Origin of the sequence: Roseobacter weihaiensis, assembly GCF_020622345.1 — a bacterium.
In the GTDB taxonomy this organism is placed as follows: domain Bacteria; phylum Pseudomonadota; class Alphaproteobacteria; order Rhodobacterales; family Rhodobacteraceae; genus Roseobacter; species Roseobacter weihaiensis.
The window spans coordinates 46,200-62,993 of the sequence record NZ_JACNMO010000008.1 but is presented as its reverse complement, the minus strand read 5'-3'; the positions used below and the strand labels follow the sequence as shown (position 1 = coordinate 62,993).

At 60.1% G+C, this 16,794-nt stretch carries 12 protein-coding genes; 6 read left to right on the top strand and 6 right to left on the bottom strand.

Features of this window, described 5'->3' with window-relative positions; translation table 11 throughout:
* Positions 1-29: 29 nt before the first annotated feature.
* Genes H7847_RS10995 through H7847_RS10985 form a run of 3 tightly spaced genes read right to left on the bottom strand, consistent with a single transcriptional unit; the run spans position 30 to position 4,935 of the window.
* The gene (locus H7847_RS10995) at positions 30-1,154 is read right to left on the bottom strand and encodes an ABC transporter permease (protein WP_227269537.1); all 1,125 of its coding nucleotides are present in this window, start codon (positions 1,152-1,154) and stop codon (positions 30-32) included.
* Positions 1,155-1,157: 3 nt separating this feature from the next.
* Positions 1,158-3,929 (bottom strand): ribosome-associated ATPase/putative transporter RbbA, encoded by a 2,772-nt coding sequence (gene rbbA, locus H7847_RS10990; RefSeq protein WP_227269536.1) that lies wholly within the window; start codon positions 3,927-3,929, stop codon positions 1,158-1,160.
* On the bottom strand, positions 3,919-4,935 hold the full coding sequence (locus H7847_RS10985) for an HlyD family secretion protein (RefSeq protein ID WP_227269535.1): 1,017 nt from the start codon (positions 4,933-4,935) through the stop codon (positions 3,919-3,921). The genes rbbA and H7847_RS10985 overlap by 11 nt, the downstream gene beginning before the upstream one ends.
* 355 nt (positions 4,936-5,290) lie before the next feature.
* Here H7847_RS10985 and H7847_RS10980 point away from each other — a divergent pair, with 355 nt between their 5' ends.
* Both H7847_RS10980 and H7847_RS10975 read left to right on the top strand, forming a co-directional pair.
* A complete protein-coding gene (locus H7847_RS10980; RefSeq protein WP_227269534.1) occupies positions 5,291-6,532 on the top strand; it encodes a cation:proton antiporter in 1,242 nt (413 codons plus the stop codon).
* A 192-nt stretch (positions 6,533-6,724) separates the two neighbouring features.
* A complete protein-coding gene (locus tag H7847_RS10975) occupies positions 6,725-7,606 on the top strand; it encodes an MBL fold metallo-hydrolase (RefSeq protein WP_227269533.1) in 882 nt (293 codons plus the stop codon).
* A gap of 128 nt (positions 7,607-7,734) precedes the next feature.
* Here H7847_RS10975 and H7847_RS10970 read toward each other — a convergent pair whose 3' ends face one another.
* Positions 7,735-8,580: a universal stress protein gene (locus H7847_RS10970; RefSeq protein WP_227269532.1), complete on the bottom strand. Its 846-nt coding sequence runs from the start codon at positions 8,578-8,580 to the stop codon at positions 7,735-7,737.
* Positions 8,581-8,833: 253 nt separating this feature from the next.
* Between H7847_RS10970 and H7847_RS10965 the strand changes: the two genes are divergently transcribed.
* The 4 genes from H7847_RS10965 to ptsP are packed head-to-tail and all read left to right on the top strand — an operon-like array spanning position 8,834 to position 13,815.
* On the top strand, positions 8,834-9,679 hold the full coding sequence (locus H7847_RS10965; RefSeq protein WP_227269531.1) for an MIP/aquaporin family protein: 846 nt from the start codon (positions 8,834-8,836) through the stop codon (positions 9,677-9,679).
* The gene (dhaK, locus tag H7847_RS10960) at positions 9,676-10,743 is read left to right on the top strand and encodes a dihydroxyacetone kinase subunit DhaK (protein ID WP_227269530.1); all 1,068 of its coding nucleotides are present in this window, start codon (positions 9,676-9,678) and stop codon (positions 10,741-10,743) included. Before H7847_RS10965 ends, dhaK begins: the two co-directional genes overlap by 4 nt.
* A 1-nt stretch (position 10,744) precedes the next feature.
* Positions 10,745-11,383, top strand: a complete 639-nt coding sequence (gene dhaL, locus H7847_RS10955) for a dihydroxyacetone kinase subunit DhaL (RefSeq protein WP_227269529.1) — start codon at positions 10,745-10,747, stop codon at positions 11,381-11,383.
* On the top strand, positions 11,380-13,815 hold the full coding sequence (gene ptsP / locus H7847_RS10950) for a phosphoenolpyruvate--protein phosphotransferase (protein WP_227269528.1): 2,436 nt from the start codon (positions 11,380-11,382) through the stop codon (positions 13,813-13,815). Before dhaL ends, ptsP begins: the two co-directional genes overlap by 4 nt.
* A 182-nt stretch (positions 13,816-13,997) precedes the next feature.
* On the opposite strand, the gene H7847_RS10945 is transcribed toward ptsP, so the two are convergent.
* On the bottom strand, positions 13,998-15,242 hold the full coding sequence (locus tag H7847_RS10945) for a ferredoxin reductase family protein (protein WP_227269527.1): 1,245 nt from the start codon (positions 15,240-15,242) through the stop codon (positions 13,998-14,000).
* Positions 15,243-15,337: 95 nt separating this feature from the next.
* On the bottom strand, positions 15,338-16,765 hold the full coding sequence (locus H7847_RS10940; protein ID WP_227269526.1) for a preATP grasp domain-containing protein: 1,428 nt from the start codon (positions 16,763-16,765) through the stop codon (positions 15,338-15,340).
* Positions 16,766-16,794 lie beyond the last annotated feature (29 nt).

Here is a 16,794-nt window from a genome sequence, read left to right as displayed (position 1 = left end):
TGAAAACCAAGCGGTTGCGGTGTCAGCGCTCACCGCTGAGCTGTAACGGATCGCCGAAAGAGCAGCAGGCTGATGGCGAAGAACACGAACCCAAGCCCTGCCATGGTCAACAGCGTGCGCCAGACGATTTCAAAGTCGGCACCGCGGAAGACAACGGCCTGCGCGAATTCCATGAAGTGCCGTGACGGCAAAAGCCATGTGAACGGCTGGATATAGTCGGGCTGACTTTCGATTGGGCCCACGCCCCCTGACAGCATCATCATCGGCATGATCGTTAACAGGATCAAAAGCGCGAACTGCGCCATTGTACGGGCCAGGGTGCCCAGAAGAATACCAATGGCTGCTGCGGCAAAAAGATACACCGTCACACCAAAGAGCAAGAGCGGGCGTGAGCCTGCGATGGGAACATTGAGAAAGCCTTCGACAACAATGAACATTGAAAGGGCAAAAGCGACAAGAACAATGAAAACATTTGCCCAGATCTTGGCCAGGGCAATCTGGAAGGCGGTCAACGGCATGATCAGCAGATGTTCGATTGTGCCATGTTCGCGTTCGCGCAGGAGCGCGGCCCCCGTCAGCACGATCGTCAGAATGGACAGGTTGTTCAAGATCGCGTTGATGGCCAGAAACCAGGATTCCGCCCCATTGGGATTGAACGCCCGCCGCAAAGTCAGGGTGACAGGCGGGTCGTATTCTTCGCCGAACTGCTGGGCAAAATGGATGACTTCACCCTCGACGATGGATTCCAGATAGCGGGCCCCCAAGGCCGCCTGTGCCACCGCTGTGGCGTCGATGTTCAATTGGACAACGGGGCGGCGTCCCAGCCGGACGTCACGCTCGAAATCGGGCGGTATGTTCAGCACAAACATGTATTTGTCCTGATCCATGCTGCGGTCGATCTCTGCCGCGGTAATCTCCTCGGGTGCGCGGAAGTAAGGCGGGTAGAGCGCGGTTGCGATCTTGCGCGACAAGGTCGACCGGTCTTCGTCCACGATCGCAACCGAGGCGTTGTTGACGTCTTCGGAGCTGCCTGTTGCCTCGCTGTATATGGAAAAAGTGAACGACCACACCAGGAAGATCACCATCACGATATCGCTGAAGAAGCTTCGGAACTCCTTGATGCCCAGCCAGAATATGTTTTCGACCTGTCGCATCCGCTACAGCTCCTGCTTTTTCAGCAAAAATGCCGAGACCAGCGTGAAAACCGGCGCATAGATCAGCAGGAAGGCGAGGTCAGAAAGCACATCGCCGGGGCCAAGACCTTTTGTAAAGGCGCCCACGCTGAGGTGGACGAAATAGCTGGTGGGCCAGATATTTCCCACCAGCCATGCACCGCCTTCAAGGGTGGATATGGGTTGCAGCATTCCGGAGAACTGGATTGTGGGCAGCAGCGAAAGAATGGCCGTCGCAAAGACCGCCGCCACCTGGGTGCGGGTAAAAGTCGACATCAAGAGGCCAAAACCGGTCGCCGCAGTCACATAGAGGAGCGCGCCGAGGGTCAACGCCAAAATGCTGCCCTTCAGGGGCACCTGCAAGACAAAGATCACCAGCAGGCACATGGCGAAAAAGTTTATCAACCCTATGACAACATAGGGTAGTTGCTTTCCCACAAGGAATTCCGTTCGGCTGGTCGGGGTGACGTAGAAATTGGTGATTGTCCCGATTTCCTTTTCCCGCACGACGCTGACGGCCATCAGAATGGCGGGAAACAGCATCAGCAGCATGGCGGGCACGGACGGGCCGACAGCATAGATGCTCTCGAACGAGGGGTTGTAGAGATACCGCGTTTCAACCGTGACCAGTTCCAGCTCAGCGATGTCCTGCCCGCTGTCATGCAGGTGCTGGTCGAGATATTCAAAGTGTCCGCCCGACACATACCCCTCGATGGTTCCGGCGCGCTGCGTATTGGCGCCGTCGATCCATGCGGAGACTTCCGGTCTTGAGCCGGATCTGACGTCCTCGCCAAACCCTCTTGGGATCTCAAGGGCCAGCGTGATGTCGTTGGAGGTCAACCGCGCCTCAAACTCGGCGTGGCTTTGCAGTTCGGGCTTTTCAATGAAGTATCGGGACCCCGAAAAATTCAAAAGATACGCCCGGCTTTCCGGCGATTGGTCAAAGTCGAGTGCCGCAAAGGTCACATCCTCCACATCATGCGAGATGCCAAAGGCAATCATCAGCAGCAGAAACATGCTGCCCAGAAAGGCAAAGGCCATCCTGATGGGATCGCGCACAACCTCCAGCATCTCGCGGGTGCTGAAGGCCAGCGCGCGGTTGATCGCCTGGGATGCCGCCTTGGGTCGTGGCGGCGGTATATGGGCCGCCCCTCCAAGATCGCCGCCGAGCGGGGAGGGCGTGTCCGCCGGGATGTCCGTGGATTTGCTCATGTCGTCCTCGATATAGCTGATGAACGCGGCTTCGAGATCGGGGGCTCCTTTGCTCTCCACCAAATCCTGCGGTGTGCCGCGCACAAGAACCCGGCCCTCGTGCATCAGCGAGATGCGATCACAGCGCATCGCCTCCGACATGAAATGGGTAGAGATGAAAATCGTGACTCTGTCCCGGCGCGACAACTCGACCAGCAGTTTCCAGAAGTCATCGCGCGCGACAGGATCGACACCGGATGTCGGTTCATCGAGGATCAGCATTTCCGGCTCATGGATCACCGCCACCGCCAGCGAAAGCCGCTGACGAATGCCAAGCGGTAAAGCAGAGGCCAGCGCATCGCGGTAGGGGACAAGGCCGAACCGCGCCACCAGCTCTTCAATGCGGGCGTCGATCTTCTTGGGGGCCATGTGAAACAGACGGCCATGCAGCCGCAGGTTCTGAACAACCGTCAATTCGCCATAGAGCGAAAAGGATTGGGTCATGAAGCCGACGCGCCGCCGTGTATCCGACCCGGTGGTGTCAACGGGTTTGCCGAACAGGAACGCCTGACCCTCCGAGGCGGGCAACAGACCCGTGAGCATTTTCATCGTTGTGGTCTTGCCGCAACCGTTGGAGCCGAGGAAGCCAAAGATCTCTCCAACACCAATGCGAAAACTGACGTTCTGCACCGCGGTGAAATCACCAAACCGGCGCGTCAGCCCTTCTGCCACGATGGCGGGGGGCATATCGACGGTATCAAGCGGTGGGATGGTCAGCGCCGTGTGGCCATCCACCGCAGTGCGGGGCAGGAGGCTCACAAAGGCGGCTTCAATCGTGTCAGTCCCGGTCTGCCTTTTGAGACCGGCGGGGGTGTCGCAGGCCAGGATGCGGCCTGCATTCATTGCAATCAGCTGATCGAACCGTTCCGCTTCGTCCATATAGGCTGTCGAGACCAGAACGCTCATCTTCGGACGGTTGGCCTTGATCTTGTCGATCAATTCCCACAGTTGGCGCCGTGACAGCGGATCGACACCGGTGGTCGGCTCGTCGAGGATCATCAGATCGGGATCGTGGATCAAGGCACAGCACAGCCCCAACTTCTGTTTCATTCCTCCCGAGAGCTTGCCAGCGGGGCGTGTCAGATAGGGTTTCAGGCCCGTTGCACTGGTCAGCTGGTCGATGCGCGCTGCGCGCTCTGCCGATGGAAGGCCAAAGAGCTTGCCGAAGAAATCGAGGTTCTCCCGGATGCTGAGCGGCTCATAGAGGTTCTTGCCCAAGCCTTGCGGCATATAGGCAATCCGGGGGCTGATGCTTCTGCGATGAGCACTGTTGCTCATCTCGCCGCCCAGAACCTGCAGCTGACCCTTTTGCAGCTTGCGCGCCCCCGCAATCAGGCTCAGCAGTGTCGATTTCCCGACACCGTCGGGGCCCACCAGGCCGATCATTTCCCCTTCGGCGATATCCACGGACACCGCGTCCAGCGGCGTCGCGGTCTTGTAGGTATGGCTGACCTCTCGCACGCGGGCGACGATCCCATGCGTGATCGCGGAAGGCTCAGTTGGCATCAGGCTGCTCTGTCCCGACCAATTCGTCTTGTGGCAGTTCCTGCAGGAAGGAGGACCAGTCCGGTGCCGGTGTGCCGTCCAGTTGCACATAGGCCACGCCGCGCAGCCCGGTTTTCACCCGTTCGATGTTCTGCCTGACCAGTTCCGGCATGACCCGGACCTTGATGCGAAACATCAGCTTGTCACGTTCGGTGGCCGTTTCGACCTGCTTGGGTGTGAATTGCGAATCCGGCGAGACGAAACTGACTGTCGCGGGGATCGCCACATCAAAGATATCAAGTTGGATGCGGGCCTCGCTGCCGACATTCACGAGATGTGCCTGTGCAGCGGGCAGAAAAATCTCCATGTAGATGTCGTCATGATCCACAATCGTGAGCACCTTGCCGCCGTTGCCCAGAACCTCGCCCGGTTCGGCGAGCCGGTAGAGCACCCGCCCCGACACCGGGGAGGTCAGCACGCCGTCCTCGATCTGTGTACCGATTTCTTCTGCCGTGGCCTTTGCGGCGTCGACACCCCGTTCCCGCGAGGTCTGGTTGGCAATCGCGGATGACAGGGTCGATATCGCGACATCGCGTGCGGTTCTGCGGATGTCGTAATTCTCCTGGCTGGTGTGACCGCGTTCGAGCAGACTGGCGGAACGGTCAAGCTCCTGCTCGGCCAGCATGAGCTCCGCTCTGCTCATCTTGACCTCTGCTTCTGCAGCTGCAACCAGGCTTTGCGCGCTGGCGATTTCGGCATTGGCCCGGTGCAGCTGCGCCTGAAGCTGGGATATCTCAACTCTCGCCACCACCTGATCCGGAACGACGAAATCACCCTCATGCACGAGAACGGCTTCGACCCTGCCTGCGAATTTGGTCGAAACATCGACCTGAACGGCTTCGATCCGACCGTTCCCGGATGCAATTCCTTCGGGCAGATCATCCCGGTTCTGGCTGTCCCAATAGAAATATCCCGCACCACTTGCAGCAACCACCAGAAGGATTGCGATAATCTGCTTTGCCGCCACGCGCCTGCTCCTCTTTTCGCCGTCAAAGACCTCAAATTCTGCGATTTGGGCCATCCTCTGACAGGTGGTACCGCGGCGGTTTGACGAATATCAATGGCATCTGGAGAAATTACCTTTGACGTGCTGTAGGCTCCGGAAAGCAGGTGATGCGCAGAGGCGCGGGAAGGCTTTTTGCGGTTGAGGAAAATCAAAAGGCAAAGGCGGGCACCCGCTAAGGATGGCCTGACAGAAACAATCAACGCGGAGTAAACTATGAAACTCGTCCAATCACTCTTTATGATTTCACTGGTCCTGCTGATCTCCGGCTGCATTCGTGAGGACAGATACCCCATAACCGACGAGGAATGTGGCCCGGATGATCCGGTCAGAGGGCTGGACGCGTCGGATTGCATTCCGCTACGCTAGCGGCATCGTGACCAATCCTTTATCCCTTGTCGCACTTGGGGCGTTGTTTCTGGCGGGTCTGATGGCTGATCTGTTAGCCCGCCAAACAGGTTTTCCCCGCGTGACGTTGCTCCTGCTTCTTGGTTTGCTGGCCGGCGGGTCAGGCTTTGGCCTCATTCCGGATAGCCTTTGGGATTGGTACGAATTTCTGTCGGTGACAGCACTCACCATGGTGGCCTTTTTGCTGGGCAGCGCGCTGAAGCTGGAAAACCTGCGACGCAATGGTGCCGCGATCCTTCTGATTTCAATGAGTATTGTCTTCGTGACACTGGTTGTCGTGGGGGGCGGTCTTGTCGCGGTCGGGGTGCCTCTTGGCCTTGCGCTTTTGCTTGCTGCGATTGCGACGGCCACGGCGCCGGCTGCGACAAATGATGTCATTACCCAATCGGGCCGCGACAATCGTTTCACACAGACCCTGCGGGGCATTGTTGCGATCGATGATGTGTGGGGGTTGATCGTGTTCAGTTTCACGCTGGTGGTGGTTTCCCACCTGAACGGCCAGTCCGCCGGGACGGGGCTGTCGGATGCGGGCTGGGAGGTCTTTGGCGCCGTTCTATTGGGCGCGCTTGTCGGGGCACCTGCCGCATTTCTGACCGGGCGACTGAACGACGGAGAGCCGCTTGAAGTCGAAGCGCTCAGCCTTGTGTTTCTGACCGCCGGGTTGGCGCTCTGGCTCGAGGTGAGTTTTCTGATTGCCGGGATGACGGTTGGGGCCGTCATCGTGAATGCCGCGTCACACCACCAGAAGGCGTTCCATGAAATCGAGCACATCCAATGGCCGTTCATGGTTTTGTTCTTCATTCTTGCCGGGGCCGCGTTGGAGATCGAGGTTGCCCTGTCTCTGGGCCTTGTTGGCTTTGGCTTTATTGCCTTGCGCCTGGTGGCGCGGGTCTTTGGTGGATGGCTTGGGGCCCATCTTGCACGGGCGCCCGCGCAGGAGCGGATCTGGTACGGCATCGCGCTCATGCCGCAAGCGGGCATTGCGATCGGCATGGCTCTTGTCGCATCCCAGAGGTTTCCCGAGTGGCGGTCGGAGATCATCGCCATGACCATCGGCAGCACGGTGATTTTCGAGATATTGGGACCGATCGCGACCCTGATCGCGATACGGAAAACAGAGCAGGCGCAGGTCGGGCCGGGTGATGACTGTTGAGCGCATGGTTTGGGGATATTCGGGGCCTGCGGGGTGGTTTCAATGGGATCAGAGTGCGGGCGGGCCGTATCCGTGGGGGTTGATATTTCTCAATCCTGTTTGGTGTTCTTGCGCGACCGTGATCTTGTCACGGAAGGGTCCTAGTCTTGCGCCCATGATCCTCGCGATAGCCCGAAAGCGGAGAATTGAACAATGAAATATCCTGTAGATATCAGCGTGCATCCGGCGGTCGAGTCGTTTTTCGACCCGCAGACGAACACGATCAGCCATGTTGTGGTGGAGCAGAAGACAAACGCCTGCGCCGTGGTCGATCCGGTGATGGATATCGATTACGCGGCCGGTCGGATCACCTACGATCACGCCGATGAAATCATCGCGTACATCCACAAACATGACCTTAAACTGGAATGGTTGATCGAAACCCATGTGCATGCCGATCATCTATCCGCCGCCCCCTACCTCCAGTCGAAACTGGGCGGGCTGATCGGCATTGGCGAGCAGATCACCGTTGTTCAGGACACCTTTGGCAAAGTGTTCAACGAAGGAACAGAGTTTCAAAGGGACGGGTCGCAGTTCGACAGGCTGTTCAAGGATGGCGACACCTACCAGATCGGGGAGATCACCGCCTTTGCCATGCACACGCCCGGACACACGCCCGCCTGTATGGTGCATGTGGTGGGGGATGCCGCTTTTGTTGGCGATACATTGTTCATGCCGGATGGCGGGTCGGCCCGCGCGGATTTCCCGGGAGGAGACGCAGGCCAGCTTTACGACTCAATTCAAAAGGTTCTCGCCTTGCCCGATGAAATGCGGCTCTTCATGTGCCATGACTATGCGCCGGGCGGGCGCGACATCATGTGGGAAACCACCGTCGCCGAAGAAAAAGCCGAAAACATCCATGTTGGCAAAGGGACATCCCGTGCAAAGTTCATCAGGTTTCGAAAAGCACGGGACGCGACACTCCAGATGCCCAATCTGATCTTGCCTTCGTTGCAGGTCAACATGCGCGCCGGGGTTTTGCCAAAAGGCGATGGTGGAAAGCCGATGCTGAAAGTGCCGCTGAACGCGATCTGATTTCGCGCAGCTGCTTGCAGGCTTCAGAGGTTTCAGCCTGCAAGCCCCTCAGGCGACCTTTGCGTAGCGGCGGGATGCGTTGAACGCTTCTGTGCGACAACACCTTTCATTTGCCCGAAAGGCCGCGATCAATGCGCCATAAGGACGGGCAGTTCCGTCTGCTCCATCATCGTCCGGGTGGTGCCGCCAAAAACAGCCTCCATCAGACGTGCATGCCCGTAAGCCCCCATGACAACAAGGTCTGCGCCCACCTCCTTCGCGCGATCCTGAATGCCTTGGGCGATTTCCTCCCCGCCACTGGGATATTGGGACACGGTGACGTTGCAGCCGTGGTGGCTGAGCCATGCGGCGACGTCGGTCCCTGGATCGGCCCCTTCTTTCTCCGGAGTCATGACGGGATCAAAACATCCGATGATGACCTCCTGCGCGTTCTTCAGGTACGGCAAGGCCAAGTGAACCGCTTTCGAGACCGCATCGCTTCTGTTCCAGGCCACGAAGATGCGCTGCGGTTTCAGGCAGGGCGTGTCGTTCAGGATCAGCCCAATGGGAGATTGAAACAATATCCCATGGGCCGCTTCGCGCAGGATATCGGGTGTGTCGGACAGGTCTGATGCAAAATGCGCGATGTCGCAGACCCGCGCCCGGCGCGCGACCAGATGTTTCATGTCCATCGTTGCACAGAGATGGGACAGAACGTCCCCCGAGGTGCCGCTGCGCGCCAAGAGGCCTTCGATCTGCTCTGCGCGCTGATTTTGCCGGTCGTTGGCGGCATTGGTGACCTCTGCCCAGTTATCCGGGACACTCATTGTGCCATAGGGGGGAACGCCGTAGGCGTACATCGGCAGCGGCGGCGCGATGCCCAAGAGCATGCAGCTCAGATGCATCTGCTCTTGGGCCGAGGCCTCGGCCAACTCCGATATCACCTCATCTGGTGTGTCCTGCGTCACCACAAAAAGCACTGTCGCGCGTTCCATATCCGTTCTCCGTCATTGTTTTCACCGCCAGGAAGGTCGCGGCGGCAGGGGCGAGCTTGGACGATTTGGCGCCCCGTCGACTGATCTGGATCAATCGGGATGCCTCGTCGGCGCAGGGTGCCGGCAGCGCCTGCTAGATTGATATCGATCAATCCAGCGGGGACGGCAGATTGTAGCTTCGCTCCTGTTGTCGCCCTGCACCTGCGTGGCGTCGCGACATGCGTTTGCAAGACAACCTGGGAGGATGTCCGCCATGCAGAGATCGATCTTTCACGAAATGATCGCGGAGGCGATCGGCACATTCATTCTGGTGCTCTTTGGCGTTGGGGCCGTTGCCGTGTCGGTCTGGACCGGGGGATTGAGCCTTTGGCCCGTTGCCTTGATGTTCGCGCTTGGCGTGACCTTCGGGGTGTATGCGTCCGGCAAGATCTCGGGCGGTCACATCAACCCCGCCGTGACCCTCACGATGGCGGTTTTCACGGGGTTCCCTTGGGCCAAGGTGGCCCCCTATATCCTGGCGCAGTTCATCGGAGCCATACTGGCGTCAGCCGCGATTTATGGATTTTACGCGGGGATCGTGGCGCAATTCGAGCTTGGAGCCGAGATCGTGCGCGGCCAGCCCGGCAGCCAGTTGAGTGCAATGGGGTTCGGTACCTACGCGCCCAATCCCGCCTTCATCGGAACGACGCCGGAGGCATTTGCACAGGTCTCGCTCACCCAGTGGTTTTTGTCGGAGGCCTTCACCACCGGCATTCTTGTGTTTGGCGTGCTGTTCCTGACCGACCAGCACAACACCTCAGCGCCGTCGGCCAATCTGGCCCCGTTCTTCATCGGGCTGCTGGTGGCCGCATTGGTGGCCTATGAAGCACCGATTTCGATGACGGCAATGAATCCGGCGCGCGATCTGGGGCCGCGGGTCGTGTCATTCTTCTTCGGCTGGGGCGAGATGGCCTTGCCCGGACCGCGGGGCGGATGGTGGATCCCCAGCATCGCCAGCATCTGCGGCGGCCTGATTGCCGGCGCGTTCTACCGCGGATTTTACCGGGGCGTCTTCGAGACCTATGACACCGAGCGCCCGGAGTGGGAGGTGACGAAATGAAAAAACTCATCAATAACGCCGAAGATGTGACGGTTGAACAGCTGCATGGGTTTGGACTGGCGCATGAGGATATCGAAGTTCACAGCGATCCCACGTTCGTCTCCGCGGTGGATGGGGCGCAGGACCGGGTGGCGGTGATCTCGGGCGGCGGGTCCGGGCATGAACCTCTGCATGGCGGTTTCGTGGGGCTTGGCATGCTGGATGCGGCCTGTCCTGGTCAGGTCTTTACCTCGCCGACACCGGATCAGATGGTTGCGGCGGGAAAGAGGGTTGCAGGCGACCGGGGTCTGCTGCAGATCGTCAAGAACTATACCGGCGATGTGCTGAATTTCCAGATGGCTGCCGACATGCTGCGCGAAGACGGGATCGAGGTGCGCAATATCGTCATCGATGACGATGTGGCTTTGAAGGATTCTCTTTATACCGCCGGGCGGCGCGGGCTGGGCACGACATTGATTGCCGAAAAGGTCTGTGGTGCTGCCGCCCGGGAGGGGTACGATCTGGACCGCTTGGCGGCGCTCTGCCGAAAGGTGAATATCTTTGGCAAGAGCATGGGCATGGCGCTCACCTCCTGCACGACGCCGCAGAATGGCAAGCCCAGTTTCGACCTGCCGGAGGGAGAGATGGAGATCGGCATCGGTATCCACGGAGAACCCGGCGTGGCGCGGACAAAGATCAAGAGCGCAGATGCCGTGACTGAAATCCTCGCCAATCATATTCTGGAGGATGAGGCCTATACGCGCGCATTGCCCGAATGGGACAGGGCGCAGCAGGACTGGGTGGATGTCGAAGTGAAAGACATCACCTTTCAGTCCGGGGACCAGGTGATCGCCATCGTGAACGGTATGGGCGGCACACCGCTCTCTGAACTTTACACCGTTTATGCAAAACTGGCCGAGGTGGCGGGGCGGCATGGAGTAAAGATCATCCGGAATCTGGTGGGCAATTACATTACCTCGCTGGAGATGGCAGGCATGTCGATCACGCTGGTCAAGACGGATGAGGAGATTCTGAGGCTTTACGACGCGCCGGTGAACACACCCGCCTTGCGGTGGGGGTGTTGAGTTGACACAAAGTGTTCTGACAGCGGACACCCTGCGCGATTGGATCAGGAAGGCGGCGGATGTGTTGTCTGAAAACCGCGCTTATCTGACCGATCTCGACAGTCCGATCGGAGATGCCGACCATGGCAACAACATGCAGCGCGGCTTCAATGCGGCCAGCGCCGCCCTGCCGCCGGGAGAGGATCCCGCCGCTGTGGCCAAGGCCGTCGCCATGGCGCTGATTTCCAAGGTCGGGGGCGCTGCGGGCCCGCTTTATGGCACCTATTTTCTGGCGCTCGCCAAGAGGTTTGAGGGCGCGGCACCACTCGATATCGACGCGCTGGCGTCCGCCCTGGAGGAGGCCGTGGCAGCGGTCAAGAAACGCGGGAAAGCCGAGACCGGCATGAAGACCATGATCGACGCGCTTGATCCCGCAGCGGTCGCCTGCCGCATGGAGGCCACCCAGGGCGGGACAGTTTCGTTAGCGGTGCAGGCGGCTGCAAAAGCCGCAGAGGCGGGGGCCAGTGCCACGGTGCCGATGCTGGCCCAACGTGGGCGCGCCAGCTATCTGGGCGACCGCAGCAAAGGCCACCAGGATCCGGGGGCCACGTCCAGTGCGATGATCCTGCGCGCTCTGGCGGATGTCGTGGCGGGCAGATGATCGGTCTCGTCATCGTCTCTCACAGCCGTAAACTGGCGGAGGGTCTCAAGGAGATGGCCGAGGCGATGACACAAGCGCCTGTCCCGATCGCGTCAGCGGGCGGGCTGGACGACCCCGAAGGTGCCTTGGGCACCGATGCGCTTCGGGTCATGAAGGCCGTGCGATCGGTGGCTTCCGCCGAGGGTGTCCTGATTTTTGCCGATGTCGGCTCAGCCCGGTTGAGCGCCGAGATGGCCATTGACCTGTTGGACGAACCCGAGCGTGCCAAGGTCACGTTCTGTGATGCTCCGCTGGTGGAAGGTGTGCTTGCCGCCACTGTGCAAATCGCGGCCGGCGGCACTATGGAGGAGGTGGTCCGCGAGGCGCGCGGTGGTGCCGCGCTGGTGCAACTGTCGCAGGAGGGCGGCGTCTCACGCGATTTCGCTGTCACGAACCGTCTGGGTCTGCACGCCCGGCCGGCGGCAAAGTTCGCCGAAGCGATGAGCAGGATTGCGGGAGAGGTTCATCTGATAAACCTCACCAAGGGCAAACCCGCCGCTAACGCCAAAAGCATCAACGGGGTGATGCTGTCCGAAGTCTCGGGGAATGACCAGATCCGTCTGGTGGCACGGGACGCGACATCCGACACCGTGTTTGACGAAATTGCACATCTGCTGGCGGAGAACTTTGACGAGGATGGCGTGACACCGGCAGCCGGGCCGCCCGTGGCCACAGACGGTGCGGTGAAACACCTTTCAGGGGTGCCCGTTGCAAAGGGATTTGCGGTCGGGCCTTTGCACCATGTGGCAAGAGACCTGCCCGACATCGCCCCGACAGCGATCACCGATCCGGCATCCGAAATCGCAGCCTTCGAACAAGCCCTCGCGGCAGCAGAGGCAGAGATCAAAGCCCAGCTTGATGCGGCGGAGGGCCAGTTCTCTGCCTATGACCGGAAGATATTCGAGGCCCATATCGCTCATCTGCACGATCCCGATATTCGCCAGCGCGTCGAGGATGAAATCACCGCCCGAAAACTCTGCGCAGCCGCAATCTGGCGTGAGATCATCAGCGATCTGATCCACAGCTACAGCGCCCTGCAAGACCCCGCCATGGCTGCTCGGGCAGCGGATGTTTTGGATGTGGGGCAGCGGGTGCTGCGCCTTCTTACGGGGGCAGGGGAGGCCGTGGATGTCGAGACCCCGGTCATTCTGGCGCTTGACGAACTGCTGCCCTCGGACGTGCTCGGTTTCTCGTCGCGCCGGATCCTGGGCATCTGCACCAGTGCGGGCGGCAAGACATCCCACGCCGGCATTCTTGCGGCAAGCTTGCCGGTGCCGGTGGTGTTTGCCCTCGGCGCGGCATTGGCATCCTTGCCCGATGGTCAGGAGGTGATGCTCGATGGCGCCGAGGGGCAGCTTGTGTTGAACCCGGACCCCAAGGAGAAAGCCACGCTCGAAACGCAACGGGCAACGTGGCAGGCGCGGCAAGCACTGGCGGAGGAGGTCCGGTTCGAGCCTGCAATCACCGCGGATGGCCACGAGGTCAGGGTTGCTGCGAATATGGCATCGGTGGAGGAAACCGGCCTGATTGCCAAGAGCGGTGCAGAGGAAGTCGGCCTGCTGCGGACCGAGTTTTTGTTCATGCGCCGCCCCGAAGCCCCCAGCGAAGCTGAGCAATACGAGATCTACCGCACGATTCTGGAAGGCCTCGACGGCAAGCCTTTGACGGTCCGGACCATCGACATCGGTGGCGACAAACCCGTCCTCTACATGGCGCGTCCGGCCGAAGCCAACCCGAACCTTGGCTGGCGGGGGATCAGGTACAGTCTGGACGTGCCCGCGCTTTTTGATATCCAGCTTGGTGCAATTCTGCGGGCGAGCGCACATGGTCCGGTGCGGATCATGTTTCCGCTTGTGAGTACGCTGGCAGAGCTGGACGCGGCCCGCGCGCATGTCGACAAGGCCAAGGCCCGATTGCGGCAGCAGGGGCAGCCGTTCGCCGAAGAGATCGAGCTGGGGATCATGATTGAGGTGCCCGCCGCGGCAGAAATGGCCCATGTTCTGGCACCGCGGGTCGATTTCTTCAGCATCGGCACCAATGACCTGACGCAATACACAATGGCCGCTGACCGCGCCAATCCGAAAGTGCAAACGCTGTTTGATCCGTTCAATCCTGCCGTGCTGAAGATGGTGCAGAAGTCCATCGCGGCGGCGCATCGCGCGGGTATCTGGATCGGGATGTGCGGGGCCATGGCCGGCAGCCCGCTGGCGGCACCGGTTCTGATCGGCATGGGGCTTGATGAATTCAGCATGGCGCCTGCTGATATTGCTGAATTCAAGCTGACCGTCAGGGACCTGAACAAAGCGGCATGTGACAAGCTGGCGGAAGATGTTTTGACCTTGACATCAGCGACGCAGGTGCGCGACCGGATATCCGCTTTTCTTGAAGGGTAGGCCGGTTTGACCGGTGTCACGGGCGTTGCAGGCTGGGCTTTCCGCCAACAGGGGTGGAGCCTGTAAGAGGAACCGCACGGGTCTACCGCAAAGCAAAGGCGACAAGTGCCAGGATCAGGAAAACGTTGACAGTCACCACCGCCCACCCGACCCGTCGTTCCCGGGTCAGTCGCCAGAACCAGCTAGTCATATTGGAACCTTTCCGAAAGGATGCGGGGGGCAGCGACGCCTTTGCTCGTCAGCAGCTCTTCGACGCTGGTCATCATCTTCGGCGGGCCGCATAACACAAAAAGCCATGTCTCGAACTGGCTCTGATCAAAGACACGTTCAATCAGATCCGCATCGACAACGCCGCGCTGCCCGCGCCAGTCCGCCCCTGGTTCGCGCAAGACATGAATCACACGGGTTTTTCCCGACCGGGCAAAGGCCTCGGTTTCTTCGCGACAGACAATCTGGTCTTCGGTGCGGTTGCCATAGACCAACACCCTCTGTCGCGGATCATCCGTCAGGTGACACTCGCGCAAGATGCCGAGCAGGGGCGCAACGCCCACGCCCCCGGCGATCAGGGCAATGCCCGGCTCGTGCCGCCCTGCGACTGTCAGCGTGCCGTGCGGGCCGTCGATATAGGCTTTTTCGCCAGCCTCGATCTGGTCAAGCTGCGATGTGAAATCGCCTGCCTCCTTGATAAGGAAACTCAGATCGGGCCCACCGCTTGGGGCTGAACTGATGGAAAAAGGGTTCTCGGCAAGGGAAAACGGGACATGTCCAATGTTGAGCCAGACAAACTGACCCGCCTTGTAGGGCACGCCTGAATGCCCATCTGGCGTAATTGTCACAGCCCATTGGTGCGGTGTGAGCCGGTCAATCGCTGCCACGCGCCAGCGATGCATGACCTGATAGGCGGGTTTAAGACAGTAGACGGCAAAAAGCGAAAAGCCGGCAACCGCTGTCATTGCACCCCACATCCAGACCATGACCGGGTCGGCGCTGTAGCGCCCTGCATTCAGCGCATGATGCAGCAACAGCCCCGCAATCAGCAGCGCTCCCAGCCCGTGTACCAGCCGCCAGATCTCATATCTGTAGTCCAGATCGTCGTGCTTCATGGAGAGGATCACAAAGCCGGGCAAAAGCAAAAACGCGAGAATGCCGGTCACAAGCTCGGAAAAATCAGTGGTGAGGGTCAGTTGCCGTGTTGGATCCCACGGTCTGTGAGGGCCGGGCAGCCACCGGTACATGAACGGATGCAGCACCGCAAAGGCCAACGCGGTACGCGCCATCAACTGGTGAAACCGGATCGTTATGTCCAACCCCAGCCCGCCCGAACCAGACCGGAAGCGGCCCGATAGGACAAATTCCGCCAGGATCATCGCAAAGGCAAGAAGGCCCAAACCCGAAGCGATGTCATTGCGAAAGGACCGCGGGGCCATTGCGGCCCCCCACGACAACAGCAGCGGCAGACAGATGACACCCAGGTAAAGGAGGATGAGGAGCGGCGGCCACAAGGATCCAAGGCGGGCTTGCATCACATTTGCCCGCTCTTTGTCAAACGGTTCATGACCTCGTCCAGCATGGTATCTGCTGCGGATTGCGTCTCTGCCACAGCACATAGATTGAGGAGCGCTCCCTTCGGGTTGGAGGGTGGCGAAAGGACAATCAGACCGGATGTATCCCGACCGACCTTGAGCAACATGTCCCGCACGCCCTGCATGAGCTGCTGCGTGCTGATGTCGCGGTCCGGCAAGACCTCCTGCAGGATGGACATCGCGCTTGGGCGCCGATGGCGCAAGAGCTGTCTTGCCGCCGTCACTGGAATGGACACAGCGCCCCAGCGGCCGTTGCATTCGATCCAGTGGATCAGCGGCGATTGATCCTTTGTCCGGCAGATGACCGCGTCCAGGCTGCATCGTCCGTAGTACCCCAGCTGCTGCAGAACTGTGGCAATGCGGGTGCCTTCCCGCCTCAACGAGGCTTGGATTTCTCGTCCCAATGCGGATCGTGACGCGCCGACAAACTGTGCGGCGCTGGTCTGAACGCGCTGCTCAAAGATGCCTTCGACCACGGGTTGGCCGGCTGACAAATGCGGCAGCCAGAGCTGGACCGAGGGGCTGCAGACCACGTTCCGGTCCCACACCCCGACCAGCACGGGGTAGCTATCGTGCCACCCCACGGCATAAAGGCGGCTGAGCAGCATCTGTTTGAGATCCCGCAAGGGCCTGCCTCGCACCGACATGCTGTCAAGGCGCATGTTGCCGGTCGAGCCTGCGCTGTCGGGAACTTTGACGATGACCTGATCCGACATCTTGCTGATTTGCCGGACCAGCCCCGCCGCCGCTGCAGGGCCGTAGGCTGCCCGCGTGGGCGGCGTGGCTTCTGTCCCGAGCACCCGCCGGGCCAGCTGTGCGAACCACAATTTGTCGTTTGACCACCCGGTTATCCGCAGCGAGGGGCCGTAGACATGGATGATCTGTTTTGATGTCTGCCCAATCGCCTGTGCCAACCGCCATGTATGACCGGTTGTCAGATAGGATTTGATCGTGAGACCGCCGCCTTGCTCGGCAAGCTGTGCAAATCCTGCAACCCGTTTCGGGTGGCTCCAGGCCCATTGCGTGACCGAAGCGCGGCTGCAACAGCCCGCCTTGTGAAATGTCAGCTCTGCAAGGCCGAGATGTGTGCCCAGGTATTCTTCGAAATCGCGGTCGCGATGTCGCAGCATCACATGATCCCCCGGATGTGCCAGCAAGGCCATCCGGTATTCCAGATGCGACCTGGTTGCCGCCGCCAACAGTGGAATTTCCGACTGGTCCCCGATCAGCAGCGACGGACCGGTGCCCACCCCCTGACGAACGAAAGCTCCGAAGTCCAGCGAGGAGATAAGCGTGGGGTCATCGCGAAGAAGCTCCTTGGCGACGGTTTCATCGCAACAGGGCTGAGGCGAGGACACTGCGGGCATGACGCTGAGTATACCGCGATATCGACCGC